General features: G+C 60.3%; 22 protein-coding genes. 14 read left to right on the top strand and 8 right to left on the bottom strand.

Translation table 11 applies throughout. The features are described 5' to 3' along the window. Nucleotides 1-22 precede the first annotated feature (22 nt). Nucleotides 23-772: a FadR/GntR family transcriptional regulator gene (locus AC07ZE_RS04775; RefSeq protein ID WP_175391458.1), complete on the top strand. Its 750-nt coding sequence runs from the start codon at nucleotides 23-25 to the stop codon at nucleotides 770-772. Between the two features lie 414 nt (nucleotides 773-1,186). Here the strand turns inward: AC07ZE_RS04775 and AC07ZE_RS04780 are convergent, their stop codons facing one another. Next, the gene (locus AC07ZE_RS04780; RefSeq protein WP_207261782.1) at nucleotides 1,187-1,576 is read right to left on the bottom strand and encodes a hypothetical protein; all 390 of its coding nucleotides are present in this window, start codon (nucleotides 1,574-1,576) and stop codon (nucleotides 1,187-1,189) included. Between the two features lie 532 nt (nucleotides 1,577-2,108). Here AC07ZE_RS04780 and kdgD point away from each other — a divergent pair. From kdgD to AC07ZE_RS04805, 5 genes are all read left to right on the top strand, one after another. Next, entirely contained in the window at nucleotides 2,109-3,020 is a 912-nt protein-coding gene (gene kdgD, locus AC07ZE_RS04785) for a 5-dehydro-4-deoxyglucarate dehydratase (RefSeq protein ID WP_007976489.1), read from the top strand. 74 nt (nucleotides 3,021-3,094) lie between these two features. Then, on the top strand, nucleotides 3,095-4,534 hold the full coding sequence (locus AC07ZE_RS04790; protein ID WP_207261783.1) for an aldehyde dehydrogenase family protein: 1,440 nt from the start codon (nucleotides 3,095-3,097) through the stop codon (nucleotides 4,532-4,534). Nucleotides 4,535-4,688: 154 nt separating this feature from the next. Next, nucleotides 4,689-6,053 (top strand): MFS transporter, encoded by a 1,365-nt coding sequence (locus tag AC07ZE_RS04795; RefSeq protein ID WP_207261784.1) that lies wholly within the window; start codon nucleotides 4,689-4,691, stop codon nucleotides 6,051-6,053. Nucleotides 6,054-6,064: 11 nt separating this feature from the next. Next, on the top strand, nucleotides 6,065-7,618 hold the full coding sequence (gene garD / locus AC07ZE_RS04800; RefSeq protein WP_207261785.1) for a galactarate dehydratase: 1,554 nt from the start codon (nucleotides 6,065-6,067) through the stop codon (nucleotides 7,616-7,618). A gap of 196 nt (nucleotides 7,619-7,814) precedes the next feature. Beyond that, nucleotides 7,815-8,756 carry an AEC family transporter gene (locus tag AC07ZE_RS04805; RefSeq protein ID WP_095193930.1) on the top strand — a complete coding sequence of 314 codons (942 nt, stop codon included), beginning with the start codon at nucleotides 7,815-7,817 and terminating at the stop codon, nucleotides 8,754-8,756. A 109-nt stretch (nucleotides 8,757-8,865) separates the two neighbouring features. Here the strand turns inward: AC07ZE_RS04805 and AC07ZE_RS04810 are convergent, their stop codons facing one another. The 6 genes from AC07ZE_RS04810 to gatC form a co-directional block, all read right to left on the bottom strand. Then, nucleotides 8,866-9,246: a carboxymuconolactone decarboxylase family protein gene (locus AC07ZE_RS04810; RefSeq protein ID WP_207261786.1), complete on the bottom strand. Its 381-nt coding sequence runs from the start codon at nucleotides 9,244-9,246 to the stop codon at nucleotides 8,866-8,868. Then, nucleotides 9,243-10,304, bottom strand: a complete 1,062-nt coding sequence (locus tag AC07ZE_RS04815; protein ID WP_207261792.1) for a calcium/sodium antiporter — start codon at nucleotides 10,302-10,304, stop codon at nucleotides 9,243-9,245. The genes AC07ZE_RS04810 and AC07ZE_RS04815 overlap by 4 nt, the downstream gene beginning before the upstream one ends. A gap of 50 nt (nucleotides 10,305-10,354) precedes the next feature. After that, the gene (locus AC07ZE_RS04820) at nucleotides 10,355-10,726 is read right to left on the bottom strand and encodes a septal ring lytic transglycosylase RlpA family protein (RefSeq protein WP_207261794.1); all 372 of its coding nucleotides are present in this window, start codon (nucleotides 10,724-10,726) and stop codon (nucleotides 10,355-10,357) included. A 149-nt stretch (nucleotides 10,727-10,875) separates the two neighbouring features. After that, nucleotides 10,876-12,321 (bottom strand): Asp-tRNA(Asn)/Glu-tRNA(Gln) amidotransferase subunit GatB, encoded by a 1,446-nt coding sequence (gene gatB / locus AC07ZE_RS04825; protein WP_207261796.1) that lies wholly within the window; start codon nucleotides 12,319-12,321, stop codon nucleotides 10,876-10,878. 10 nt (nucleotides 12,322-12,331) lie between these two features. Beyond that, nucleotides 12,332-13,783 carry an Asp-tRNA(Asn)/Glu-tRNA(Gln) amidotransferase subunit GatA gene (gatA, locus tag AC07ZE_RS04830; protein WP_207261798.1) on the bottom strand — a complete coding sequence of 484 codons (1,452 nt, stop codon included), beginning with the start codon at nucleotides 13,781-13,783 and terminating at the stop codon, nucleotides 12,332-12,334. Nucleotides 13,784-13,799: 16 nt separating this feature from the next. Then, complete coding sequence (gene gatC, locus AC07ZE_RS04835; protein WP_007976465.1) at nucleotides 13,800-14,087, bottom strand: Asp-tRNA(Asn)/Glu-tRNA(Gln) amidotransferase subunit GatC; 288 nt, start codon at nucleotides 14,085-14,087, stop codon at nucleotides 13,800-13,802. Nucleotides 14,088-14,298: 211 nt separating this feature from the next. Here gatC and mreB point away from each other — a divergent pair, with 211 nt between their 5' ends. From mreB to tldD, 8 genes are all read left to right on the top strand, one after another. Continuing rightward, nucleotides 14,299-15,336, top strand: coding sequence for a rod shape-determining protein MreB (mreB, locus tag AC07ZE_RS04840; protein ID WP_002555108.1), 1,038 nt, complete (start codon nucleotides 14,299-14,301; stop codon nucleotides 15,334-15,336). A gap of 143 nt (nucleotides 15,337-15,479) precedes the next feature. After that, nucleotides 15,480-16,592: a rod shape-determining protein MreC gene (mreC, locus tag AC07ZE_RS04845; RefSeq protein ID WP_207267762.1), complete on the top strand. Its 1,113-nt coding sequence runs from the start codon at nucleotides 15,480-15,482 to the stop codon at nucleotides 16,590-16,592. After that, on the top strand, nucleotides 16,592-17,083 hold the full coding sequence (mreD, locus tag AC07ZE_RS04850) for a rod shape-determining protein MreD (RefSeq protein WP_207261800.1): 492 nt from the start codon (nucleotides 16,592-16,594) through the stop codon (nucleotides 17,081-17,083). The genes mreC and mreD overlap by 1 nt, the downstream gene beginning before the upstream one ends. Nucleotides 17,084-17,126: 43 nt before the next feature. After that, on the top strand, nucleotides 17,127-17,723 hold the full coding sequence (locus AC07ZE_RS04855) for a Maf family protein (RefSeq protein WP_207261802.1): 597 nt from the start codon (nucleotides 17,127-17,129) through the stop codon (nucleotides 17,721-17,723). 57 nt (nucleotides 17,724-17,780) lie between these two features. Then, nucleotides 17,781-19,238: a ribonuclease G gene (rng, locus tag AC07ZE_RS04860; RefSeq protein ID WP_095193921.1), complete on the top strand. Its 1,458-nt coding sequence runs from the start codon at nucleotides 17,781-17,783 to the stop codon at nucleotides 19,236-19,238. 75 nt (nucleotides 19,239-19,313) lie between these two features. After that, nucleotides 19,314-23,117 carry a YhdP family protein gene (locus tag AC07ZE_RS04865; RefSeq protein WP_207261804.1) on the top strand — a complete coding sequence of 1,268 codons (3,804 nt, stop codon included), beginning with the start codon at nucleotides 19,314-19,316 and terminating at the stop codon, nucleotides 23,115-23,117. Nucleotides 23,118-23,199: 82 nt separating this feature from the next. Continuing rightward, nucleotides 23,200-24,054 carry a carbon-nitrogen hydrolase family protein gene (locus AC07ZE_RS04870; RefSeq protein ID WP_207261806.1) on the top strand — a complete coding sequence of 285 codons (855 nt, stop codon included), beginning with the start codon at nucleotides 23,200-23,202 and terminating at the stop codon, nucleotides 24,052-24,054. A gap of 12 nt (nucleotides 24,055-24,066) precedes the next feature. Beyond that, the gene (gene tldD / locus AC07ZE_RS04875) at nucleotides 24,067-25,509 is read left to right on the top strand and encodes a metalloprotease TldD (protein ID WP_207261814.1); all 1,443 of its coding nucleotides are present in this window, start codon (nucleotides 24,067-24,069) and stop codon (nucleotides 25,507-25,509) included. A 47-nt stretch (nucleotides 25,510-25,556) separates the two neighbouring features. Here the strand turns inward: tldD and yjgA are convergent, their stop codons facing one another. Next, nucleotides 25,557-26,081, bottom strand: coding sequence for a ribosome biogenesis factor YjgA (gene yjgA / locus AC07ZE_RS04880; RefSeq protein WP_008054354.1), 525 nt, complete (start codon nucleotides 26,079-26,081; stop codon nucleotides 25,557-25,559). Between the last annotated feature and the right edge of the window lie 65 nt (nucleotides 26,082-26,146).

The following is a 26,146-nucleotide window of genomic DNA, read 5'->3' on the forward strand; positions in this document are numbered from 1 at the left end:
TTTTTCGAGACAGATGTTCACCATGGAAAACCCGAACGACGCACCACGCCTCCCTCGCAAGCGCCGCAGCCTCGCTCAGGAACTGGTGACGGTGCTGTCCGAGCAGATCCGCGACGGTCACCTCAAGCGGGGCGACAAGTTGCCCACCGAGTCGGCGATCATGGATGCCCATGGTGTCAGCCGCACGGTGGTGCGCGAAGCGATTTCCCGATTGCAGGCGGCGGGGCAGGTGGAAACCCGCCACGGCATCGGCACCTTCGTGCTCGACACGCCGAGCCCGAGCGGTTTCCGCATCGACCCGGCCACCGTGGTCACCTTGCGTGACGTGCTGGCCATTCTGGAGCTGCGCATCAGCCTGGAAGTGGAGTCCGCCGGTCTGGCCGCGCAGCGTCGCAGCCCCGAGCAGTTGGCGTTGATGCGTGCCGCGCTGGATGCGTTGAATGAAAGTGTCTCCCACGCCAGTGATGCCGTGGCCTCGGACTTCCAGTTCCACCTGCAGATTGCGCTGGCCACCGGCAACCGCTACTTCACTGACATCATGACCCACCTGGGCACCAGCATCATTCCGCGCACCCGCCTCAACTCCGCGCGACTGGCCCATGACGATCAGCAGCACTACATGAATCGCCTGAGCCGCGAGCACGAAGAAATCTACGATGCCATCGCCCGCCAGGACTCCGACGCCGCCCGCGCGGCGATGCGCCTGCACCTGACCAACAGCCGTGAGCGGTTGCGTCATGCCCATGAAGAGGCTGAGGCGCAGCGGGGCTGAGACTAGACGATGACCTTGATGGTGATCGGTTCTGACGAATTTTCGCCGCTTTCATCAGGCACGATGTAACCCAGTTTTATCTCGCTGTTCACGTTCTGTATGAGCACCGCAAGGGGGAACAGATAATTTGGGGGGGCTGTATTCACGTCTGTTCGCCAAGAAGTTTGCCGGTGGCTTTTATGCTCGCCTTGATTTATTACCGGGCGGCAGATAGTTCGAAGACGGAACGGTGGCTTTCAGATTGCCCTTGAGTTGGGACAGCTTCACCTCAAAAGGTTGAGTCGTGGAGCTCGTGGCATTGGGGTCGAGATTAGGTGCGGGGTAAAGGCATGACTGAATCTCCCTATAAGGCGTCGTAACCAGACTGTGACGCGGAGCCGGGTGGCCGGCCCCAGTGCACGACAGCGTGCTGGCTCACTTGATCGTCAGTAAAATATGCTCCGAGTTATAGGCAAGGCCAGACTCTCCTGTTCCTTGGTAGCGTAATTCCACTGTTCGGCCGGCAAACTTTTGCAGTTGTGCTTTGGAAATCTCGACCGTCAGGTTTTTGTCTTGTTTAAATTCGCCCTCATCCGGTTCTGCCGGCGGCGGTGGCTGTACATAGCTGCCTGCGCGGACCTCGTCACCGGTCAAATCGGGATTTTCCGGATCGCCCAGGATTGCGTACACCCTTCCTTCCGGAGGGAGCGTTGCGTTATCTGAGATGGTGAGCACCAGCGGCCCACTGAAGGTGGAGATATCTATTTCCGCTTGTGCAGGAGAGCCGGTGGTTGGGACATTCAACATCGGCGCTGGATTGGCCATGACAAAAGCTCCTTCTATAAGGCCATGATGAGTACGGCAGAGGCCGGCCCCTGGCTTGTGAAATACTTATCCACCGAGGCAGCGATGTCGGGAACTGTTAAAAATAACAGTTCCGATAAGCGGCACTTCCCTCTAGAAGACGTTGGCTGGAGTGATCCATTGCCGGTCAGGCACTCTTCGCGAGCAGGCTCGCTCCCATAGTTGATCGTGGTGGTTCGCACTGTTGTGTTCGCCGGTGATCCAATGTGGGAGCGAGCTTGTTCGCGAAAGGATCGCAAGTGACGCCACAAAATTTTCAGTCAATCCCGGGTTACCAGACTCAATCTTCCGACAACGTATCTCTAGCAAGACACAAATTTCTTGGGCAGAGGGCCCATGAAACTGGGCTCTTAATCCGCCTTGTCCAACAATTTACCCCATCTGCGATGAAATGCAGTTGACGGTTGTATTTTAAGTTGTACGATGACCTACAACTTCAGCGCAGAGCTGAACGGTCTTCTCACACAACGTCGCAACCCTGGGTGTTCGAATAATGAATCCACAAGAACTGAAGTCCATCCTTTCTTCCGGTCTGCTGTCTTTCCCGGTCACCGATTTCAATGCCCAGGGCGATTTCAACCGCGCTGGCTACATCAAGCGTCTGGAATGGCTGGCCCCTTACGGCGCCTCGGCTCTGTTCGCCGCGGGCGGCACCGGTGAGTTCTTCTCCCTGGCGGCCAGTGAATACTCGGAAATCATCAAGACTGCCGTCGACACTTGCGCTACCAGCGTGCCGATTCTGGCGGGTGTCGGTGGTTCGACACGCCAGGCCATCGAGTACGCGCAGGAAGCCGAGCGCCTGGGCGCCAAAGGTCTGTTGCTGCTGCCGCACTACTTGACCGAAGCCAGCCAGGACGGCGTTGCCGCGCACGTTGAAGCGGTGTGCAAATCGGTCAACATCGGCGTCGTGGTGTACAACCGAAATGTCTGCCGCCTGACCGCACCGCTGCTGGAACGTCTGGCCGAGCGCTGCCCGAACCTGATCGGTTACAAGGATGGCCTGGGCGATATCGAGTTGATGGTATCGATCCGTCGCCGCCTCGGTGATCGCTTCAGCTACCTGGGTGGTTTGCCGACCGCTGAAGTCTACGCCGCGGCTTACAAGGCGCTGGGCGTACCGGTCTACTCCTCGGCGGTGTTCAACTTCATCCCGAAAACCGCGATGGACTTCTACCACGCCATTGCCCGTGAAGATCACGCCACTGTCGGCAAGATCATCGACGACTTCTTCCTGCCGTACCTGGATATCCGTAACCGCAAGGCCGGTTACGCCGTGAGCATCGTCAAGGCCGGGGCAAAAATTGCCGGCTATGACGCAGGTCCTGTGCGTGCACCGCTGACCGACCTGACCGGCGAAGAGTACGAAATGCTCGCCGCGCTGATCGACAAGCAAGGTGCGCAGTAACACAACCGATTAAACGAGGCCGCTGAGTATTCAGCGGCCTTTTGCGTGAAGCTTTTCGTTTCGAGGGCCGTCCAGTGACAAAGCGCTACGACAACTACATCAACGGTGAATGGGTCGCCGGTGCCGATTACTCGGCCAACATCAACCCATCCGAACTGAGCGACAACATCGGCGACTACGCCAAGGCTGACCTGGCCCAGGTCAACGCCGCCATCGACGCCGCCCGTGCCGCATTCCCAGCGTGGTCCACGTCCGGTATTCAGGCGCGTCACGATTCCCTGGATAAAGTCGGCACTGAAATTCTCGCTCGTCGCGAGGAACTCGGCACCCTGCTGGCCCGGGAAGAGGGCAAGACCCTGCCGGAAGCCATCGGCGAAGTGACCCGCGCCGGCAACATCTTCAAATTCTTCGCTGGTGAGTGCCTGCGCCTGTCTGGCGACTACGTGCCGTCGGTCCGTCCGGGTGTCAACGTTGAAGTCACTCGCGAAGCCCTGGGTGTGGTTGGCTTGATCACGCCGTGGAACTTCCCGATCGCCATCCCGTCGTGGAAAATCGCCCCGGCCCTGGCCTACGGCAACTGCGTGGTACTCAAGCCTGCGGACCTGGTGCCAGGTTGCGCCTGGGCGCTGGCGGAAATCATTTCCCGCGCAGGCTTCCCGGCCGGTGTGTTCAACCTGGTGATGGGCAGTGGCCGCGTGGTGGGCGAAGCGCTGGTCAACAACCCGAAAGTCGACGGCATCAGCTTCACCGGCTCGGTGGGTGTCGGTCGTCAGATCGCTGTCAGCTGCGTCTCGCGTCAGGCAAAAGTCCAGTTGGAAATGGGCGGCAAGAACCCGCAGATCATTCTTGACGACGCCGACCTCAAACAAGCGGTCGAGCTGTCCGTGCAGAGTGCGTTCTACTCCACCGGCCAGCGTTGCACGGCCTCCAGCCGCTTGATCGTCACCGCCGGGATTCACGACAAGTTCGTCGAAGCCATGGCCGAGCGCATGAAGTCGATCAAGGTCGGCCATGCGTTGAAGGCTGGCACCGACATCGGTCCGGTGGTTTCCCAGGCGCAGCTTGAACAGGACATGAAGTACATCGACATCGGCCAGTCCGAAGGCGCGCGTCTGGTCAGTGGCGGTGCTCTGGTGACCTGCGACACTGAGGGTTACTTCCTCGCGCCGACCCTGTTTGCCGACAGCGAAGCGTCGATGCGTATCAGTCGCGAAGAGATCTTTGGTCCGGTGGCCAACATCGTCCGCGTGGCCGATTACGACGCTGCGCTGGCCATGGCCAACGACACCGAGTTCGGTCTGTCAGCGGGCATTGCCACGACGTCGTTGAAGTACGCCAACCACTTCAAGCGCCACTCCCAGGCCGGGATGGTGATGGTCAACCTGCCGACCGCCGGCGTGGATTACCACGTTCCGTTCGGTGGGCGTAAAGGTTCATCCTATGGATCACGTGAGCAAGGCCGCTATGCGCAAGAGTTCTATACGGTCGTGAAGACCAGCTACATCGGCTCCTGATCCAGGCAATACCTGTGGGAGCTGGCTTGCCAGCGATGACATCACTGCGGTGCGACTGAACGACCGGGTGCCCGCATCGCTGGCAAGCCAGCTCCCCCAAAAGACTGAAGAAGATTCACCCGCGCATAAAAATAATTTGTGGGAGTACATCTACATGCAATCGACCCAGAAGCCGACTCACGTCCGCTATTTGATCCTGCTCATGCTGTTTCTGGTGACCACGATCAACTACGCCGACCGGGCTACCATCGCAATCGCCGGCTCCAGCCTGCAAAAAGACCTCGGCATTGACGCGGTCACTCTCGGCTATATCTTCTCTGCATTCGGTTGGGCCTACGTGGCCGGGCAAATTCCCGGCGGCTGGTTGCTGGACCGTTTCGGTTCGAAAAAAATCTATGCACTGAGCATTTTCACCTGGTCGCTGTTCACCGTGCTGCAAGGCTTTGTCGGTGAGTTCGGCATGTCCACGGCAGTGGTGGCGCTGTTCATGCTGCGCTTCCTGGTGGGCCTGGCCGAAGCGCCGTCCTTTCCCGGCAACGCCCGCATTGTCGCAGCCTGGTTTCCTACCGCTGAACGCGGCACCGCCTCGGCGATCTTCAACTCGGCGCAATACTTCGCCACCGTGTTGTTCGCACCGTTGATGGGCTGGATCGTCTATGCCTTCGGTTGGAAGCACGTGTTCATTGTCATGGGTATCCTCGGTATCGTCTTCTCGCTGATCTGGCTGAAGGTGATCTACGGTCCGCGCGAACACCCGATGATCAATGACGCCGAGTTCAAGCACATCGCCGATAACGGCGGCATGGTCGACATGGATCAGGCCAAGGGCAAAAAATCCGATGGTCCGAAGTGGGACTACATCCGCCAGTTGCTGACCAACCGCATGATGCTGGGCGTGTATCTGGGCCAGTATTGCATCAACGGCATTACTTACTTCTTCCTGACCTGGTTCCCGGTGTACCTGGTGCAAGAGCGTGGAATGACCATCCTCAAAGCCGGTTTCATTGCCTCGTTGCCGGCGATCTGCGGCTTTATCGGTGGGGTGCTCGGTGGGGTGATTTCTGATTACCTGCTGCGCAATGGGCATTCCCTGACCTTCGCCCGCAAGGCGCCGATCATTGTCGGCCTGCTGGTTTCGAGCAGCATTGTGGCTTGCAACTATGTGGACGTTGAATGGATGGTCGTTGGCTTCATGGCCCTGGCGTTCTTCGGCAAAGGCGTGGGCGCACTGGGCTGGGCCGTGGTATCCGATACCTCGCCAAAACAGATTGCGGGTCTGAGCGGTGGCCTGTTCAACACCTTCGGTAACCTGGCGTCGATTACCACGCCGATCGTCATTGGCTACATCATCAGCTCCACTGGTTCGTTCAAATGGGCACTGGTGTTCGTCGGTTGCAACGCACTGGTCGCGGTGTTCAGCTATCTGGTCATCGTCGGTCCGATCAAACGCGTGGTACTCAAGGAACCGCCGGTCAGCGGCCCTGAAACCAACAGCAAAATGTCTCAAGCGCATTCCTGAGGAGCGGCGTCATGCAGTTGATAGAACATTCCGACTCGCCGCGCTACATCCGCCTGCACGAGCGGGACAACGTCGTGATCGTGGTCAACGACCAGGGCGTACCGGCCGGCACCGCGTTCGCCGATGGGCTGGTCACCGTGGACTTCGTGCCGCAGAGTCACAAGGTCACCCTGCAAGACATTCCCGAGGGTGGGCAGGTCATCCGTTATGGCCAGACCATTGGCTATGCGTTGCAGCCGATTCCGCGCGGCAGCTGGGTCAAGGAAGATCAACTGCGCATGCCGACCGCGCCACCGCTGGACAGCCTGCCGATGTCCACCGAGGTGCCGGCCGCACAGGCACCGCTGGAAGGCTTCACCTTCGAGGGTTATCGCAATGCCGACGGCACCGTCGGCACGCGCAACATTCTTGGTATTACCACCACGGTGCAATGCGTGACCGGCGTGCTGGATCACGCGGTCAAGCGCATCAAGGATGAGCTGTTGCCCAACTACCCGCACGTCGATGACGTGGTGGCGTTGACCCATAGTTACGGCTGTGGCGTGGCGATCACCGCCACTGACGCGTACATCCCGATCCGCACCGTGCGCAATCTTGCGCGCAACCCGAACCTGGGGGGCGAGGCGTTGGTGATCAGCCTGGGTTGCGAGAAATTGCAGGCCGGACAGGTGATGCACGAGGACGACAGCTCGGTGGATCTGAGCGAGCCATGGCTGTATCGCTTGCAGGATGCCAGTCACGGTTTTACCGAGATGATCGAGCAGATCATGGCGCTGGCTGAAGTACGTCTGAAGAAGCTCGATCAACGCCGTCGGGAAACGGTGCCGGCGTCCGAGCTGATCCTGGGCATGCAGTGCGGCGGTAGCGATGCGTTTTCCGGAATCACCGCCAACCCGGCCCTGGGCTATGCCTCTGACTTGTTGCTGCGCGCCGGTGCGACGGTGATGTTCTCCGAAGTGACCGAAGTGCGCGACGCGATCTACCTATTGACCTCCCGCGCGCAAACCAAGGAAGTCGCGCAGCAACTGGTGCGGGAAATGGACTGGTACGACCGTTACCTGGCCAAGGGGGAAGCTGACCGCAGCGCCAACACCACACCGGGCAACAAGAAGGGCGGGTTGTCGAACATTGTCGAGAAGTCTCTGGGCTCGATCGTCAAGTCCGGCAGCAGCGCGATCAGCGGCGTGCTCGGTCCTGGTGAGCGGTTCAAGGAAAAAGGCCTGATCTTCTGCGCGACTCCGGCCAGCGACTTTGTCTGCGGGACGTTGCAGCTGGCGGCGGGGATGAACCTGCACGTGTTCACCACCGGTCGCGGCACGCCTTACGGGCTGGCCATGGCGCCGGTGGTGAAAGTGTCGACCCGGACCGAACTGGCGCAACGCTGGCCGGACTTGATCGATATCGACGCCGGGCGCATCGCTACCGGGCGCGCTTCAATCGAAGACCTCGGCTGGGAGCTGTTCCACTACTACCTGGACGTGGCCAGCGGCAAGAAGCAGACCTGGTCGGAGCGACACAAACTGCACAATGACATCACCTTGTTCAATCCGGCGCCGATCACCTGAGTTGTGGCGAGGGAGCTTGCTCCCGTTGGACTGCGTAGAGTCCCCTCTTTTGGGGCCGATTCGCGACCCAACGGGAACAAGCTCCCTCACCACAGATTACTTATCGCCTGCCAGAATAGTGGTCAACCAGACGCCGATGTCTTCGGTGGCTTATCATTAGCCCCCTAACGACGCCCACCTCAAGGTCTTCTCCGGCATGCTGGCAATTTTCCTCGAAACCCTGAACATCACCGCACCGGTGTTCGCCATGCTGTTTCTGGGGGTGTTGCTCAAGCGCATCGACTGGATCAACGATAACTTCATCCACACTGCGTCGGCCCTGGTGTTCAACGTCACCATGCCGGCGTTGCTGTTTCTGGGCATTTTGCATGCCGACTTGCATGCCGCGCTGCAACCGGCGCTGCTGATCTATTTCTCCCTCGCGACCCTGGCGTGTTTTGCCATTGCCTGGGGCTGGGCGATTCTCAAATGTCCGCGCGAAGACCGCGGGATCTACACCCAGGGCGCCTTTCGCGGTAACAACGGGGTGATCGGACTGGCGCTGGCGGCAAGCATGTATGGCGACTACGGGATTTCTCTCGGGGCGATCCTCGCGGCGCTGGTGATTCTGTTCTACAACACGCTGTCGACCATCGTGCTGGCGGTGTACAGCCCGGTGATCAAGTCCGACCCGTGGAGCATCTGCAAAAGCGTGGTCAGCAACCCGCTGATCATCAGCGTGATCGCGGCGGCGCCCTTTGCCTACTTTAAGATCAGCCTGCCGGGGTGGCTGGAAACGTCAGGCCAGTATCTGGCGCAAACCACCTTGCCACTGGCACTGATCTGCATCGGCGGCACGCTGTCGCTCGCGGCGATGCGTAAAAGCGGTTCAATGGCACTCAGTTCAAGCCTGGTGAAAATGCTCGGCCTGCCCATACTGGCGACGCTGGGTGCATGGCTCTGGGGGTTTCGTGGGGCGGAGCTGGGGATTCTGTTTCTGTATTTCGGCAGCCCGACCGCGGCCGCCAGTTTCGTCATGGCCCGGGCGGCGGACGGTAATCATGAGTTGGCGGCGGCGATTATCGTCATCACCACGCTGATGGCGGCGGTTACCACCAACATCGGGATCTTTTTATTGCAGTGGGGTGGGTGGATTTAGCCTTGGGACTTGCGGTGGTTTTCAGATCCATTCGCTAGCAGGCTCGCTCCCACAGGGGAATGCGTTCCAACTGTGGGAGCGAGCCTGCTCGCGAAAACTATGGACCTGCTTACTCAGGCTTCTGGTAGCTATCGATCACTTCCTGCGCCGCCCGAAACGCATCGATCGCCGCCGGTACGCCGGCATACACCGCGCAATGGAGCAGCGCTTCACGGATCTCATCCACCGTGCAACCGTTGTTCAAAGCACCACGTACATGACCTTTCAACTCTTGCGGGCACTTCAGTGCGGTCAGCGCGGCGAGGGTGATCAGGCTGCGGGTTTTCAATGGCAAGCCTTCACGGTTCCACACGCCGCCCCAGGCGTGTTCGTTGACGAAGTCCTGCAGCGGCTGGGTGAATTGTGTGGCGTTGCCCAGCGCGCGGTCGACGAAGGCGTCGCCCATTACTTGGCGACGTACTTCAACGCCGGTTTTTTTATTTTCGGTCATGGCAACTCCCTCTTGTGATGTTGGCGGCGCCAGGCGCGCAGCGACGTGAACAGCAAGAACGCCACCAGCGCCGGCAGGACGAAAAACAGCATCAGGTGTTCAAGCTTGCCCGCCAGCGGCATGCCGGTGGTGAACGACACCACGTGCAGCCCGTAAGCCAGGTACAAGCCCAAAAACAGCAGGCCCTCGACGCGGGTTACGCGGTAGCCGGAATAGAACATCGGCAGGCATAACACGGCGACGCCGAGCATCACCGGCAGGTCGAAATCCAGCGCGTTGGGCGACACCGACAGCGGCGCAGGCGCAATCAATGCGGTCAGGCCCAGCACGCCCAGGAGGTTGAACAGGTTGCTGCCGATCACGTTGCCTACGGCGATCTCCCGTTCACCCCGCAACGCGGCGATCAACGAGGTGGCGAGTTCCGGCAGCGACGTGCTGACAGCGACGATGGTCAGGCCGATGATCCGCTCCGACAGCCCGAGGTCGGTGGCCACCGATACCGCCGCGCCCAGCAGCAAATGTCCGGCGTACACCAGCATCGCCAGGCCGCTGACGATCATCAGCAGGCTGCTGACCCACGGCGCCTGGGTGCCTTCGGGATTGATCGAATGCGGGCGAGCCGAGTGCCGCGACTGGCGCAGCAGCAAACCCAGGTACAGCACCAGCGCCGCCAGCAGCATCACACCGTCGGCGCGGGTCAGTTCTTCGTTCCATGCCAGCACGAACACCAGCAGGCTGGCGCCGATCATCAGCGGAATATCCAGGCGCACCAGTTGCCGTGATACCCGCAACGGGATGATCAGCGCCGACAACCCTAGGGTGACGAGGATGTTGAAAATGCTGCTGCCGATCACGCTGCCAACGGCGATGTCGGCGTTATGCGCCAGGGTCGCTTGCAGGCTCACGGCCATCTGCGGTGCACTGCTGCCGAGGGCAACAATGGTCAGGCCGATGATCAGCGGTCGCACATGCAGGCGCGCGGCCAGGCGCACCGCCCCACGCACCATCAGTTCGGCGCCGGCGATCAATAGCACCAGCCCGCTGAGCAATTCGATCACGCTGATCAGGGGTAAGTCGGCTAGTCCGAAAATGGTCGGGGCTCCGTGGTTCAGTCGAGGGCTTGCACGCGAACCCGTGCGGTGCCGCTCTTGAGCATGCCCAGGCGTTCAGCAGCTTCATGGGACAGGTCGATCAGGCGCCCGCGGGTATGTGGCCCGCGATCGTTGATGCGTACTATGCAGGATCTGTCGTTTTTCAGATTGGTGACCTTCACCCGCGTGCCGAAGGGTAGCTGGCGGTGGGCGGCGGTCATTGAATTCTTGTCGAAACGCTCGCCACTGGCAGTGCGTTTGCCCTGGTGCCGGGCGCCGTAGTACGAGGCCACACCGGTTTTGTCGTAGCCGTGTGGGTCGACGGTATCGGTGCTGGCGCAACCAGCCAGCAGGGAGAACAGGGCGCAGATGCCGAGTAGACGCTTCATAGAAGTTTTCCCGAAACAAAAGTGGGAGCGAGCCTGCTCGCGAATGCCAATCTGACAGTCAACTTTGTATTGAGTGCCAAACCCCATTCGCGAGCAGACTCGCTCCCACAGAAAAATGGAGCCAGGTTTGAATGCTGGCTCCATTGCGGTCAGCCTTCGAGCTTGCTTTTGAGCAGTTCGTTGACCTGTTGCGGGTTGGCCTTGCCTTTGGAGGCTTTCATGGCCTGGCCGACGAAGAAGCCGAACATCTTGCCGCGTTTTGCTTCGTCTGCCGCGCGGTACTGTTCAACCTGTTCGGCGTTGGCGGCGAGCATTTCGTCCAGCACCGCCGAGATTGCGCCGGTGTCGGTCACTTGCTTGAGGCCGCGCTTGTCGATGATCTCGTCCGCGCTGCCTTCGCCATTGGCCATGGCTTCGAACACAACCTTGGCGATCTTGCCGGAGATGGTGTTGTCCTTGATACGCAGCAGCATGCCGCCCAGTTGCTCGGCCGAAACCGGCGATTGTTCGATATCCAGGCCTTGCTTGTTGAGCAGGCTGCCCAGTTCAACCATTACCCAGTTCGCCGCCAGCTTGGCGTCGCCGCCGATGCTCGCGACTTTCTCGAAGTAGTCGGCTTGCTCACGGCTGGTGGCCAGGACGCTGGCGTCGTAGACCGACAAACCGAACTGCTCCTGGAAACGCTCGCGTTTCTGCGGTGGCAACTCAGGCAGGGTGGCACGCACGTCATCGAGGAACGCGTTTTCGATGACCACTGGCAACAGGTCCGGATCGGGGAAGTAACGGTAGTCGTTGGCTTCCTCCTTGCTGCGCATCGGACGGGTTTCGTCTTTGTTCGGGTCGTACAGGCGGGTCTGCTGGATCACCTTGCCGCCGTCTTCGATCAATTCGATCTGACGCTGGACTTCGCTGTTGATCGCCTTCTCGATGAAGCGGAACGAGTTGACGTTCTTGATTTCGCAGCGGGTGCCGAACTCGGCCTGGCCTTTGGGACGGATCGACACGTTGCAGTCGCAACGCAGCGAGCCTTCGGCCATGTTGCCGTCGCAGATGCCCAGGTAACGCACCAGGGCGTGGATCGCCTTGACGTAGGCCACGGCTTCCTTGGCACTGCGCATGTCCGGCTCGGAGACGATTTCCAGCAGTGGCGTGCCGGCACGGTTCAGGTCGATGCCACTGGCGCCGCTGAATTCTTCGTGCAGGCTCTTGCCGGCGTCTTCTTCAAGGTGCGCGCGGGTGATGCCGACACGTTTGACCGTGCCGTCTTCCAGGGCGATGTCCAGGTGGCCCTTGCCGACGATCGGCAATTCCATCTGGCTGATCTGGTAGCCCTTGGGCAGGTCCGGATAGAAGTAGTTTTTACGGGCGAACACGTTGTGCTGGCCAATCTCGGCGTCAATCGCCAGACCGAACATCACCGCCATGCGCACCGCTTCCTGGTTCAGCACTGGCAATACGCCTGGCATGCCGAGATCGATCAGGCTGGCCTGGGTGTTCGGCTCGGAACCGAAGGTGGTGGAACTACCGGAAAAGATTTTCGACCGGGTGGTGAGCTGGGTGTGAATCTCCAGCCCGATCACGACTTCCCATTGCATGTGTGTCTCCTCAGAAGCCGGTTGGGGTGCGGGTGTGCCAGTCAGTGTTGAGCTGATACTGGTGGGCAACGTTCAACAGGCGACCTTCCTGGAAATACGGGGCGAGCAGTTGCACGCCGACCGGCAGGCCATCGACAAAACCTGCTGGCATGGACAAGCCCGGCAGACCTGCGAGGTTGGCGGTGATGGTGTAGACGTCTTCCAGGTAGGCAGCGACTGGGTCGCTGTTCTTGGCGCCGAGCTTCCAGGCCGGGTTCGGCGTGGTTGGGCCGAGGATGATGTCGACCTCATTGAAGGCCGCCATGAAGTCGTTCTTGATCAGGCGACGGATCTTCTGTGCCTTCAGGTAGTAGGCGTCGTAGTAGCCGGCTGAAAGCGCGTAGGCACCGACCATGATGCGGCGCTGCACTTCAGCCCCGAAACCTTCGCCACGGGAACGCTTGTACAGGTCCTCGAGGTTTTTCGGGTCTGCGCAACGGTAGCCGAAACGCACGCCGTCGAAGCGCGACAGGTTGGAAGAGGCTTCGGCCGGAGCGATCACGTAGTACGCAGGTATGGCGTGCTGCATGTTCGGCAGGCTGATTTCCTTGACCACGGCGCCAAGCTTTTTCAACGCTTCGACGCTAGCCATGACCAGATCGGCGATGCGTGGGTCGAGACCGGCGCTGAAGTACTCCTTCGGCACACCGATACGCAGGCCTTGCAGCGAACCGTTCAGGCTGGCGCTGTAGTCCGGCACAGGTTCATCGATGCTGGTGGAGTCGTTCGGATCGAAGCCGGCCATGCCTTGCAACAATATTGCACAGTCTTCGGCGGTGCGTGCCAACGGGCCGCCCTGATCGAGGCTGGAGGCGTAAGCGATCATGCCCCAGCGCGAGACACGACCGTACGTCGGTTTCAGGCCGGTGAGGTTGGTCAGCGCCGCTGGCTGTCGGATCGAACCGCCCGTATCGGTGCCGGTGGCCGCAGGCAACAGGCGAGCGGCCACCGCGGCCGCCGAACCACCGGATGAACCGCCCGGCACGTGTTCCAGGTTCCACGGGTTTTTCACTGCGCCGTAGTAGCTCGACTCGTTGGCCGAGCCCATGGCGAATTCGTCCATGTTGGTCTTGCCCAGGGTCACGGCCCCGGCAGCGGCCAGCTTGGCGACGACGGTGGCGTCGTACGGAGCCTTGAAGTTGTCGAGCATCTTCGAGCCGCAGCTGGTGCGGATGCCCTGGGTGCAGAACAGATCCTTGTGGGCGATCGGTGCCCCGAGCAGGGCGCCGCTCTCACCGTTGGCGCGGCGTGCGTCGGCGGCTTTCGCCTGCTGCAGCGCCAGGTCTTCGGTGAGGCTGATGAAACTGTTGAGCTGTGGATCGAGCTGGGTGATGCGCGCCAGCAAGACTTTTGTCAGCTCTTCGGAGGAAAACTTTTTATCGGCGAGTCCGCGGGCGATCTCGGCCAGAGTCAATTGATGCATTGCAGGCTCTTTCCCTTTAGTCGATGACTTTCGGAACCAGGTACAGGCCGTTTTCGACCGCTGGTGCGATGGACTGGTAGGCCTCGCGGTTATTGGTCTCGGTCACGACGTCTGCACGCAGGCGCTGGCTGGCTTCCAGTGGGTGGGCCAGCGGCTCGATACCGTCGGTATTGACCGCTTGCATTTCGTCGACCAGCCCCAGAATGCTGTTGAGGGCCGAAGTGATGTGTGGAAGATCGGCATCATTAAGGCCAAGGCAGGCCAGATGAGCGATTTTTTCCACGTCGGAGCGTTCAAGCGCCATTGGGATTCTCCAGTGGAAAACAAAACGGACGGCGTCCGTGTGTTAGATTGTCGGAACACTACCGCACTTCTACGGTCATAAGGCCGCGATTGTGGGGCTTGGTGCACAGAAAAGCGGCCAATTTAACATATTGGCGCCTTGCCCAAAATCCCTGTCGTTGTTAGAGTTTGCCGCACTTTTTTACCCACGCGTTGCCTAGGGTCCCTTTCCCATGTTCAAGAAACTGCGTGGCATGTTTTCCAGCGATCTTTCCATTGACCTGGGCACTGCCAACACCCTTATTTACGTGCGCGAGCGCGGTATCGTCCTGAATGAGCCATCGGTTGTGGCCATTCGGACACACGGTAACCAGAAAAGTGTCGTTGCTGTCGGCACCGAAGCCAAGCGCATGTTGGGCCGTACGCCGGGCAACATTGCTGCCATTCGTCCGATGAAGGACGGCGTGATCGCCGACTTCAGCGTCTGCGAAAAGATGCTGCAGTACTTCATCAACAAGGTTCATGAAAACAGCTTCCTGCAGCCTAGCCCTCGCGTGCTGATCTGCGTTCCTTGCAAGTCCACCCAGGTTGAGCGTCGCGCCATCCGTGAATCGGCCCTCGGTGCCGGTGCCCGTGAAGTATTCCTGATCGAAGAGCCAATGGCCGCTGCGATCGGTGCCGGCCTGCCGGTTGAAGAAGCGCGCGGCTCGATGGTGGTCGATATCGGTGGCGGTACCACCGAAATCGCGCTGATCTCCCTGAACGGTGTGGTTTACGCTGAATCCGTACGGGTTGGCGGCGACCGCTTCGACGAAGCGATCATCACCTACGTGCGTCGCAACTACGGCAGCCTGATCGGCGAGTCCACCGCCGAGCGCATCAAACAGGAAATCGGTACGGCCTACCCGGGCGGCGAAGTACGTGAAGTTGACGTGCGTGGCCGTAACCTGGCTGAAGGCGTTCCACGCGCATTCACCCTGAACTCCAATGAAGTGCTGGAAGCTCTGCAAGAGTCCCTGGCGACCATCGTTCAGGCCGTGAAAAGCGCCCTGGAGCAATCGCCACCGGAACTGGCTTCCGACATCGCCGAGCGTGGCCTGGTACTGACCGGTGGTGGCGCCTTGCTGCGTGACCTCGACAAGTTGCTGGCCCAGGAAACCGGCCTGCCGGTGATCGTCGCCGAAGACCCGTTGACCTGCGTTGCTCGCGGCGGTGGCCGTGCATTGGAAATGATGGATAAACACACCATGGATCTGCTCTCCAGCGAATAAGTCGCCGGATTGCCTTCATGCTGTTTAGCGCGCAGGCGGCACTTTGCAGTGCTGCCTGTTCGCGTTTATCTTCTGTCAGTCTGTATCCAGGCCGGTTTGATGCCGTATGAATAAAGAGAATATTTGCCTGGGAGGAGCGGCTTATTAAACCGCTTTTCACCAAGGGTCCCTCACTGGGCGTGCGCTTGTTGGTGCTGGTCGTGCTTTCGGTCGCGCTGATGGTGTTCGATGCCCGCTTCACACTGCTCAAGCCAGTGCGTAGCCAGATGTCGCTGGTGCTGATGCAGTCTTACTGGATCACCGACCTGCCGCAGCGGCTATGGCAGGGTGTGGCCAGCCAGTTTGGCAGCCGGACCGAGCTCGTCGCCGAAAACGAGAAACTCAAGAGCGAAAACCTGCTGTTGCAGGGGCGCATGCAAAAGCTTGCTTCCCTGACCGAGCAGAATGTTCGGCTGCGCGAGTTGCTCAACTCCTCGGCACTGGTCAATGAAAAGGTCGAAGTGGCCGAATTGATCGGCATGGACCCTAACCCGTTTACCCACCGCATCATCATCAACAAAGGTGAGCGTGACGGTGTAGTCCTCGGTCAGCCGGTACTCGATGCCCGCGGCCTGATGGGGCAGGTGGTCGAGTTGATGCCCTATACCTCCCGCGTCCTGCTGCTGACCGATTCCACCCACAGCATTCCAGTGCAGGTCAACCGCAACGGCCTGCGGGCGATCGCCAGCGGCACCGGCAACCCGGAACGCCTCGAACTGCGTCACGTGGCGGATACCGCTGACATCAAGGAAGGCGATTTGCTGGTCAGCTCCGGCCTGGGGCAGCGTTTCCCTGCGGGTTACCCGGTGGCCACGGTCAAGGAAGTCATCCACGACTCCGGCCAGCCGTTCGCCATTGTCCGCGCGGTGCCGACCGCAGCCTTGAATCGCAGCCGTTACCTGCTGTTGGTGTTCAGCGACAACCGTACCGCTGAAGAGCGTGCCAATGATGCGGCACAGGCTCAAGAGTCTCTGGATGCTCAGGGCGGCGGGCCGATTATTCCGGCGACCGTGCCGAAACCCGCCATTGTTCCGGCCGCCGTTGCGGCGCCGGCTGCACCGGTAGCCCCGACAACGGCTCCTGCTGCCGCCACTGCGGCCAAGCCTGTCGCCACCCATCCCGCCGCTGCCAAGCCTCCGGCGGCTCAACCCGCTGCCGTGAAGCCTGCTGCCAAACCGCCTGTCTCCGCGCCGGCTACCACTGGGGGACGAGAATAATGGTCGGTGTCAAAGCTTCACGAAACGGCTGGATGGTCTGGCTGACGTTCGCCATCGGCCTGCTGCTCAGCGTTTCGCCGCTGCCGCAATTCATGGAAATCCTTCGCCCGCTGTGGCTGGCCCTGCTGCTGGCGTTCTGGGCGTTGGCCCTGCCGCAGAAAATCGGTATGGTCACCGCGTGGTGCCTGGGCCTGGCTGAAGACGTGCTGTATGGCACGCTGCTGGGCCAGAACGCTTTGATCCTGACACTCATCACCTACCTGGTGCTGGCACTGCAACAACGTCTGCGGATGTTCCCGATGTGGCAGCAGAGCCTGGTGATCCTGGTGATCTTCGGCCTCGCGCAGCTTGTTCAACTATGGCTCAGCGCGCTGACCGGCAACCGTCAGCCAACGCTGGCGCTGGTATTGCCGGCACTGGTCAGCGCATTACTTTGGCCGTGGATCAGCTTCGCTTTGCGCGGATTGCGCCGACGCTACAAAATCAACTAATTCGGTCAGGCATTTGCCTCCAATTTGACAGGGAGATGTCTTGATGAAACGGCTGTACCTCGCCTCTAACTCGCCGCGTCGGCGTGAACTGCTCACGCAGATCGGCGTGCCTTTCACCGCCATCAGTGCGGACATCGATGAAACCCCTCTGACTCATGAATCGCCTTCGGCCTATGTCGAGCGTCTCGCGCGCGGCAAGGCTGCGGCCGGGCGCGATTCGGTGGTGTCCAACGCGCCTTTCTGCGTGCTGGGCGCCGATACCGCTGTCGTGCTTGACGGCAAAATTCTCGGCAAACCGGTTGATGAAGCTGACGCTTGCGCCATGCTGAACATGTTGTCCGGTAAAGAACATGAAGTCCTGACGGCGATTGCACTGCTCGAAGGTGCGCGTTGCGAGTCGCGGGTGGTGCGCAGTGTGGTGCGGTTTCGCCCCATCGACAGCAACGAGGCGGTGGCCTACTGGGCCAGCGGCGAGCCGCGGGACAAGGCAGGTGGGTATGGAATTCAAGGTTTGGGTGCGGTGTTTGTCGCCGGGCTCGATGGAAGTTACTCGGCGGTGGTTGGACTGCCGCTGTGCGAAACCGCGGAACTGCTCGGCCATTTCGGCATACCCTGTTGGCAAACCCATAACGCGCGTTAAGCGTCGTACTGACCAGATGCGGCCATTATCGTGAAAATGCCTGAACGAGATCCTGCCATGAGTGAAGAGATTCTGATCAACATCACGCCGATGGAATCACGCGTGGCGGTGGTCGAAAACGGTGTCCTGCAAGAGGTCCATGTCGAGCGCACGCAAAAGCGCGGGATCGTCGGCAACATCTATAAAGGCAAAGTCGTGCGGGTATTGCCGGGCATGCAGGCGGCATTTGTCGATATCGGCCTGGATCGTGCCGCGTTCATTCATGCTTCGGAAATTTCCCTGCGTGAAGGTCCGGCGGTGGAGAGCATCAGCGCCCTGGTGCATGAAGGTCAGAGCCTGGTGGTGCAAGTCACCAAGGACCCGATCGGCTCCAAGGGCGCGCGGTTGACGACCCAGTTGTCGATCCCGTCGCGCTATCTGGTGTACATGCCGCGCACCGCGCATGTCGGCATATCGCTGAAGATCGAAGACGAAGCCGAGCGCGAGCGCCTCAAGCAAGTGGTCAGCGATTGCGTCGCCAAGGAAGGCATCAAGGAGGCCGGCGGTTTTATCCTTCGTACGGCGGCCGAAGGTGCCGGGGCCGACGAAATCCTCATGGACATCCGCTACCTGCGCAGGCTCTGGGATCAGATCAATGCCCAGATTTTGACCATCAGCGCACCAAGCGTGATCTATGAGGATCTCGGTCTGGCGTTGCGCACCCTGCGTGATCTGGTGAGCCCGAAAATCGAGAAGATTCGCATCGACTCACGGGAAACCTTCCAGAAAACCACGCAATTCGTCGCCGAACTGATGCCGGAGATCGCCGATCGTCTGGAGCACTACCCCGGCGAGCGGCCGATTTTCGACCTGTACGGCGTCGAAGACGAAATCCAGAAAGCCCTGGAACGTAAAGTTCCGCTCAAGTCCGGTGGTTACCTGGTGGTGGATCCGGCGGAAGCCATGAGTACCATCGACGTCAACACCGGGGCGTTCGTCGGTCATCGCAACCTGGAAGAAACCATCTTCAAGACCAACCTCGAAGCCGCGACCGCCATCGCTCGCCAACTGCGACTGCGCAACCTGGGCGGGATCATCATCATCGACTTCATCGACATGGAAGATGAAGAACACCAGCGTCAGGTGCTGCGTACGCTGGAGAAGCAATTGGAGCGTGATCACGCCAAAACCAACATCATCGGCATCACCGAGTTGGGCCTGGTACAGATGACGCGCAAGCGCACCCGTGAAAGCCTCGAGCAAGTGTTGTGCGAACCGTGTACCAGTTGCCAGGGCCGCGGCAAGTTGAAGACCCCGGAAACCGTTTGCTACGAAATCTTCCGCGAAATTCTCCGCGAGGCTCGCGCCTATCAGGCGGAAGGCTATCGTGTATTGGCGAACCAGAAAGTTGTCGATCGCCTGCTCGATGAAGAGTCGGGCAACGTCGCCGAGCTTGAAGGGTTCATCGGGCGCACCATTCGGTTCCAGGTGGAAACCATGTATTCCCAGGAACAATACGACGTGGTGCTGCTCTGAACCGCTACGTCCTGATTTTTCCTCAACGGCTGGCCTCAGCTTTTCGCAGAACTTTTGCCATGGGAGCCAACTGACATGGAGCGTCTGACACGCATTTTGGCCGCATTGACCCGCTGGGGTCTGGGCCTGTGCGCGTTGGTTTTGGTATTGATGGCGTTGTACGTCAGCCTTGGCCGGGAACTGGCGCCGCTGGTGGCCGAATACCGTGTCGAAATCGAAACCAGGGCCAGTGAGGCCTTGGGTATGCCACTGCAAATCGGCGAGTTGAAAGGCAGCTGGAGTGGTTTCGCGCCTATTTTGTCGGTTCACGATGTCACAGTGGGCGAGGGCGCGAACGCCCTGCACCTGGAGCATGTACGGGTAGTGCCGGATCTTTGGGGCAGTGTATTGGCGCGCGAAGTGCGCATCGCCCATCTGGAACTCAACGGCCTGAAGATCAGCCTCAAGCAAGGCGATGATGGCCAGTGGGCGCTGGAAGGCTTGCCGGTGAAGGACGATCAGCCCCTTGACCCGCAGCAGTTGCTCAATCGCATGCAGATGCTCCAGCAGTTGTCGGTGCTCGACAGCCAGATCACCTTGCAACCATGGGGGGCGTCGCCACTGACGCTGACCTACGTCGGCCTGAATCTGAAAACCGGTGTCACGCGTCAGCGACTCGATGCGCGCCTGACGTTGCCTGATGGGCAACCGCTGGCCATGAGCCTGCGCACGCGCATACGCGCCAGCCAATGGAAGGAGGCTGAAGCCCAGGTTTACCTGAGCCTGCCGCAAAGCGACTGGTCGAAATGGCTGCCCGAGAGCATCAGCCAGCAATGGAATTTTTCCGAGATCAAGGCCGGCGGTGAGCTGTGGGCGACCTGGGGCAAGGGCGAGCTGCAAAGCGCTGCGGTGCGTTTGAATGCGCCGCAACTCAAGGGCGCCTATGCCGAACGCAAACCGGTCCAGATCAACAATCTGGCGCTCAATGGCTATTTTCAGCGCAACGCCGAAGGCATGCTGGTGACGGTGGATTCCCTGGCGATGAACCTTGGCGAGACCCGTTGGGAATCGCGCCTGCAGTTCAAGCAAACCACAGCCACTGACAATTCAGAGCCGCTCTGGCATTTGCAGGCGGACCGCCTCGAACTGACCCCGCTCACGCCGCTGCTCAATGCCCTGGCGCCACTGCCTGAAGGCCTTGCCACGGTGGTCGAGCGACTCAAGGTCACCGGCGGGCTGCGCAATGTCCTGATCGATGTGCGGCCCAATGCCACGGATGACAGAAAATTCAGCTTTGCCGCCAACCTCGACCGGGTCGGTTTCGACGCCTATCACGGCGCGCCAGCGGCGCGAAACGTCACGGGCAGCATCAGCGGTGACCTTGGGCAGGGCGAGTTGCGCATGGCCAGCAAGGATTTCATGCTGCACCTGGATCCGATTTTCGCCAAGCCATGGCAGTACATTCAGGCCAATGCCCGCCTGACCTGGAAGCTCGACAAAGAAGGCTTCACCCTGATCGCGCCGTACCTGAAAGTGCTGGGCGAAGAGGGCAAGATCGCCGGCGATTTCCTGATCCGCCTGCATTTCGACCACACACAGGAAGACTACATGGACCTGCGGGTCGGTCTGGTGGAGGGTGACGGTCGTTACACCGCCAAGTACCTGCCGGCGGTCCTCAGCCCGGCGCTGGACGAATGGTTGCGCACGGCGATTCTCAAAGGTGCGGTGGATCAGGGCTTCTTCCAGTACCAGGGGTCGTTGAACCACGGCGCAGCCGAGACAGCGCGCAGTATCAGTCTGTTTTTCAAGGTGCACGATGCCGAGTTGGCCTTCCAGCCGGGCTGGCCCCATGTCAGCAAGGTTTCCGGTGACGTGTTCGTTGAAGACAGCGGTGTACGGATCCTGGCCAGCAAGGGACAACTGCTCGATACCCAGGTCCGCGATATTTACGTCAACATTCCCCATGTGCCGCAAGGTCAAAGCTCCCACCTGTTTCTCGACGGGACGTTTGCCGGAGGTTTGGGCGACGGTCTGAAAATTCTTCAAACAGCGCCGATCGGCACAGCCGAGACCTTTGCCGGCTGGGAAGGCGAGGGTGATCTGCAAGGCAAACTCAAGCTTGACATTCCGTTGGCCAAGGGCGAGCAACCGAAGATCCTGGTGGACTTCAAGACGGCCAAGGCCCGCTTGAAACTGGCCGAGCCTTCCCTGGAGCTGACGCAGCTCAAGGGCGATTTCCGCTTCGACAGTACCAAAGGTTTGAGTGGGCAAAACATCACCGCCCGAGCGTTCGACAAACCGGTAAGCGCGCAGATTTTCGCCGATGGACGCGAAGGCAAGCTCAACACCCGGGTCAACGCTTCGGGGCAGGTCGAAGTCAAAAAACTCACGGAGTGGCTGAGTGTTACCCAGCCGTTGCCGGTCAGCGGCGTGATCCCCTACCAGTTGCAACTGACCCTCGATGGCGCTGATAGCCAGCTGATGGTCAACTCCAGTCTCAAGGGCGTGACCGTGGACTTGCCAGCGCCATTCGGCCTGACGGCGGATGCGGGGCGTGACACGACGTTCCGCATGACGCTGCAAGGCGCGGAGCGACGCTATTGGGTGAACTACGGCGAACTGGCGAACTTCACCTTTGCCGCACCGACCGGCAACATCGCCAACGGTCGTGGTGAGTTGTTTCTGGGCAACGGCAATGCGGTGTTGCCCGGTGCCAAGGGGCTGCGAGTGCGCGGTGTGCTGTCGGAACTGGACGTCGGGCCGTGGCAGGATCTGGTGAACAAGTATGCCGGGCAAGATCCCGGCGGCAGTGCCAAACAGTTGCTCAGCGGCGCGGATATCAAGGTCGGCAAGCTCAGTGCTCTCGGCACCACGCTGGATCAGGCATCGGTGCAGTTGACCCGTAAACCGACCGCCTGGGCCCTGCAGCTCGACAGCCAGCAGGTCAAGGGCAACGCCAGCTTCCCTGATGCGAAAGCCGCACCGATGGTGATCAACCTGCAAACCGTGCGTCTGCCGGCACCGGACCCGACGGTGCTGGCCGATGAGAACTCGCCGGACCCGCTGGCCTCGGTTGACCCGACCAAGATCCCGGCGATGGATATCACCATCAATCAGCTGTACCAAGGCAATGACCTGGTGGGAGCCTGGTCGCTGAAAGTGCGCCCGACGGCCAAGGGCATTGCTCTGAACTCACTGGACATGGGCCTCAAAGGCATTCTGTTGCAGGGCAGCGGCGGCTGGGAAGGTGTACCCGGCTCCAGCACAAGCTGGTACAAGGGGCGGATCAGCGGCAAGAACCTCGCGGACGTGCTCAAGGGCTGGGGCTTTGCGCCAAGTGTCACCAGTCAGGAGTTCCATATGGATGTCGATGGCCGTTGGCCCGGCTCACCGGCCTGGCTGGCGTCCAAGCGTTTTTCCGGCACCCTCGATGCTTCGATGAAGGAAGGTCAGTTTGTTGAAGTCGAAGGCGGTGCCCAGGCGTTGCGGGTGTTTGGCTTGCTCAACTTCAACTCCATTGGCCGGCGTTTGCGCCTGGACTTCTCCGACCTGTTTGGCAAAGGCTTGAGCTATGACCGGGTCAAAGGGCTGCTGGTGGCGACCAACGGCGTGTACGTGACCCGCGAACCGATCCAGATGACGGGGCCATCGAGCAATGTTGAACTCAACGGTACCCTGAACCTGGTCGGTGATCAGATCGATGCCAAATTGCTGGTGACCTTGCCGGTGACCAACAACTTGCCGATTGCCGCCCTGATCGTCGGTGCACCTGCCATTGGCGGGGCGCTGTTCCTGATCGACAAGTTGATCGGCGATCGCGTCGCCCGTTTCGCCAGCGTGAAATACACCGTCAAAGGGCCATGGAAAGATCCGAAAATCACCTACGACAAGCCTTTTTGAGTTCTTTTTTGCACAGCCACTCACCGAGGCTATGGAGTAGCATGGCGGCCTGCCCTTGTGAAAAGCGAAGTTGGAGCACGCCATGTCTGTAGCGGTGATTCAAATGGTCAGCCAGAGCGATGTGCCGGCCAACCTCGTTCAGGCGCGTCGCCTGCTTGAACAGGCAGCGGCGGCGGGTGCCGTGCTGGCTGTGCTGCCGGAAAACTTCGCCGCCATGGGCCGCCGTGATATCGCCGACATCGGTCGCGCCGAGGCGTTGGGCGAAGGCCTGATCCTGCCTTGGTTGAAACAGACCGCCCGTGACCTCAAATTATGGATAGTGGCCGGTACTTTGCCGTTACCGCCGGTGGATCAACCGACGGCCAAAGTGCACGCCTGTTCGTTGCTGGTGAATGATCAAGGCGAAACGGTGGCGCGCTACGACAAACTGCACCTGTTCGACGTGGACGTGGCGGACAATCGCGGCCGTTATCGCGAATCCGATGACTATGCTTATGGCAGTGGGGTCGTGGTGGCGGACACGCCGGTGGGGCGAGTCGGTCTGACGGTTTGTTATGACTTGCGCTTTCCGGAGCTCTACAGTGAATTACGCGCTGCCGGCGCGGAACTGATTACCGCGCCGTCGGCCTTTACCGCCGTGACTGGCGCCGCGCACTGGGATGTGCTGATTCGCGCAAGGGCCATCGAAACCCAGTGTTATGTGCTAGCGGCTGCCCAGGGTGGGACGCATCCGGGGCCTCGGGAAACCTGGGGGCATGCGGCCATTGTCGATCCATGGGGTCGAGTGCTGGCGCAACAGGATCAAGGCGAGGCCGTGCTGCTGGCCGAACGTGACAGCAGCGAACAGGCGTCCATCAGGGCGCGGATGCCGGTGTCCAGTCACCGGCGCTTTTTCTCGCAGGGCGCGCAGCGACCTGCATCAGAACGACGAATTTAAGGCGTAAAACATATGAGCGAGTTGTTGTCCTCAGTCAGTGAACACCTCCTGGCGCCTGGTGGCGTAACGATCGAAAACCTGCAAAGTGTGCTCGGTGATCTGGCCGGGCCGGGTATCGATGCCGCCGACCTGTATTTCCAGGGGCAGATTTCCGAGTCCTGGGCGCTGGAAGACGGCATCGTCAAGGAAGGCAACTTCAACCTTGATCAGGGTGTAGGAGTGCGGGCGCAATCGGGTGAAAAAACCGGTTTTGCCTACAGCAATGCGATCACCCTGGAAGCCCTGGGCGCTGCGTCCCGTGCGGCCCGCTCAATCTCCCGAGCCGGGCAGAACGGCACGGTGCAAGCATTCACCTCCCAGGATGTCGCGCAGTTGTACGCGCCGGACAATCCCCTGGAAGTGCTGAGCCGTGCCGAGAAAGTCGATCTGCTCAAGCGCATCGATGCCGCCACTCGCGCGCTCGATCCGCGTATCCAGCAAGTCACCGTGAGCATGGCCGGTGTCTGGGAACGAATTCTGGTGGCGTCTACCGATGGTGGTCTGGCGGCGGATGTGCGGCCACTGGTGCGTTTCAACGTCAGCGTGATCGTCGAGCAGAATGGCCGTCGCGAGCGCGGTGGCCATGGTGGTGGCGGTCGTACCGATTACCGTTACTTCCTCGCCGAAGACCGCGCCATGAGCTATGCCCGTGAAGCGTTGCGTCAGGCGCTGGTCAATCTGGAAGCCATTCCTGCGCCGGCCGGTACCTTGCCGGTGGTACTCGGCTCCGGTTGGTCGGGCGTGCTGTTGCACGAAGCGGTTGGACATGGCCTGGAAGGCGACTTCAATCGCAAGGGCAGCTCGGCTTATAGCGGGCGCATGGGCGAGAGGGTTGCCTCCAAACTTTGCACCATTGTCGACGACGGCACCTTGTCCGGGCGTCGTGGCTCATTGAGCGTTGATGATGAAGGCACCCCGACCGAGTGCACCACACTGATCGAAAACGGTGTGCTCAAGGGTTATATGCAGGACAAGCTCAATGCACGGCTGATGGGCGTGGCCCGCACCGGTAACGGGCGTCGCGAATCCTATGCGCATTTGCCGATGCCACGCATGACCAACACCTACATGCTGGCCGGCGAAAGCGACCCGGCGGAAATCATCGCTTCGGTGAAGAGGGGCATCTACTGCGCGAACCTCGGCGGTGGTCAGGTCGATATCACCAGCGGCAAGTTCGTGTTTTCCACCAGCGAGGCGTACCTGATCGAAGATGGCAAGATCACCGCCCCAGTCAAAGGAGCGACCTTGATCGGCAACGGCCCGGAAGCCATGAGCAAAGTGTCGATGGTCGGCAACGATCTGGCGCTGGACAGCGGCGTGGGGACATGCGGCAAGGATGGGCAGTCGGTGCCGGTGGGTGTCGGCCAGCCAACGCTGAAGATTGATGCGATTACCGTGGGTGGCACGGGCTCGTAAGGATGGAGCTGCGGGTGAGTCGCGCGGCGACTCACCCGGTCCGGGATTCAACGCAGGCCGCGTTGAGTCTCGTCCAGCTCACGGATGTACTTGAAGATTTTACGGCTGGAAGCAGGAGGCTTGTTTTGTGCAACCTCGTGCTGTGCCTGACGGATCAGTGAACGCAGTTGCTGGCGATCGGCGTCAGGGTAGTCGACGACGAATTTTTCCAGAACGGCATCGTCACCGGCTATCAGGCGATCACGCCAGCGCTCCAGGTTATGGAAGCGCTCGTTGTACTGGCGAGTGGAGGCATCGAGTTGATCGAGCAAAACCAGAATGGCGTCAGTGTCCTGATCGCGCATCAGTTTGCCGATGAACTGAAGGTGCCGTTTACGCGCGATGTTCGCAGTGTGCTTGGGCGCATCGGCCAGGGCCCGGCGCAAGGCGTCGGTCAAGGGCAGTTTTGCCAGCAAGTCAGGCTTGAGTGTTGTGAGGCGCTCGCCGAGGTCAACCAGAGCATGCAGCTCGCGTTTGACCTGGGATTTGCTTTTTTCTCCCGTATCGAGGGAGTCGTCGTAAGAATCAACCATGGTGGCCGTCCGCAAAGAAACGCCGCCATGATAACCAGTCGGGGGCCGCTTGTCCGGCCCGGTCG

It is taken from the genome of Pseudomonas sp. GW101-3H06, assembly GCF_059424605.1.

Bases quoted from the DNA above. Each gene is read 5' to 3' on its own strand.
- rng (WP_095193921.1), top strand. From the start codon at position 17,781: ATGAGTGAAGAGATTCTGATCAACATCACGCCGATGGAATCACGCGTG.
- AC07ZE_RS04865 (WP_207261804.1), top strand. From the start codon at position 19,314: ATGGAGCGTCTGACACGCATTTTGGCCGCATTGACCCGCTGGGGTCTG.
- AC07ZE_RS04820 (WP_207261794.1), bottom strand. From the start codon at position 10,726: ATGAAGCGTCTACTCGGCATCTGCGCCCTGTTCTCCCTGCTGGCTGGT.
- AC07ZE_RS04855 (WP_207261802.1), top strand. From the start codon at position 17,127: ATGAAACGGCTGTACCTCGCCTCTAACTCGCCGCGTCGGCGTGAACTG.
- AC07ZE_RS04805 (WP_095193930.1), top strand. From the start codon at position 7,815: ATGCTGGCAATTTTCCTCGAAACCCTGAACATCACCGCACCGGTGTTC.
- gatB (WP_207261796.1), bottom strand. From the start codon at position 12,321: ATGCAATGGGAAGTCGTGATCGGGCTGGAGATTCACACCCAGCTCACC.
- garD (WP_207261785.1), top strand. From the start codon at position 6,065: ATGCAGTTGATAGAACATTCCGACTCGCCGCGCTACATCCGCCTGCAC.
- AC07ZE_RS04870 (WP_207261806.1), top strand. From the start codon at position 23,200: ATGTCTGTAGCGGTGATTCAAATGGTCAGCCAGAGCGATGTGCCGGCC.
- tldD (WP_207261814.1), top strand. From the start codon at position 24,067: ATGAGCGAGTTGTTGTCCTCAGTCAGTGAACACCTCCTGGCGCCTGGT.
- AC07ZE_RS04795 (WP_207261784.1), top strand. From the start codon at position 4,689: ATGCAATCGACCCAGAAGCCGACTCACGTCCGCTATTTGATCCTGCTC.
- gatA (WP_207261798.1), bottom strand. From the start codon at position 13,783: ATGCATCAATTGACTCTGGCCGAGATCGCCCGCGGACTCGCCGATAAA.
- kdgD (WP_007976489.1), top strand. From the start codon at position 2,109: ATGAATCCACAAGAACTGAAGTCCATCCTTTCTTCCGGTCTGCTGTCT.
- AC07ZE_RS04775 (WP_175391458.1), top strand. From the start codon at position 23: ATGGAAAACCCGAACGACGCACCACGCCTCCCTCGCAAGCGCCGCAGC.
- gatC (WP_007976465.1), bottom strand. From the start codon at position 14,087: ATGGCGCTTGAACGCTCCGACGTGGAAAAAATCGCTCATCTGGCCTGC.
- AC07ZE_RS04780 (WP_207261782.1), bottom strand. From the start codon at position 1,576: ATGGCCAATCCAGCGCCGATGTTGAATGTCCCAACCACCGGCTCTCCT.
- mreB (WP_002555108.1), top strand. From the start codon at position 14,299: ATGTTCAAGAAACTGCGTGGCATGTTTTCCAGCGATCTTTCCATTGAC.
- AC07ZE_RS04810 (WP_207261786.1), bottom strand. From the start codon at position 9,246: ATGACCGAAAATAAAAAAACCGGCGTTGAAGTACGTCGCCAAGTAATG.
- mreD (WP_207261800.1), top strand. From the start codon at position 16,592: ATGGTCGGTGTCAAAGCTTCACGAAACGGCTGGATGGTCTGGCTGACG.
- yjgA (WP_008054354.1), bottom strand. From the start codon at position 26,081: ATGGTTGATTCTTACGACGACTCCCTCGATACGGGAGAAAAAAGCAAA.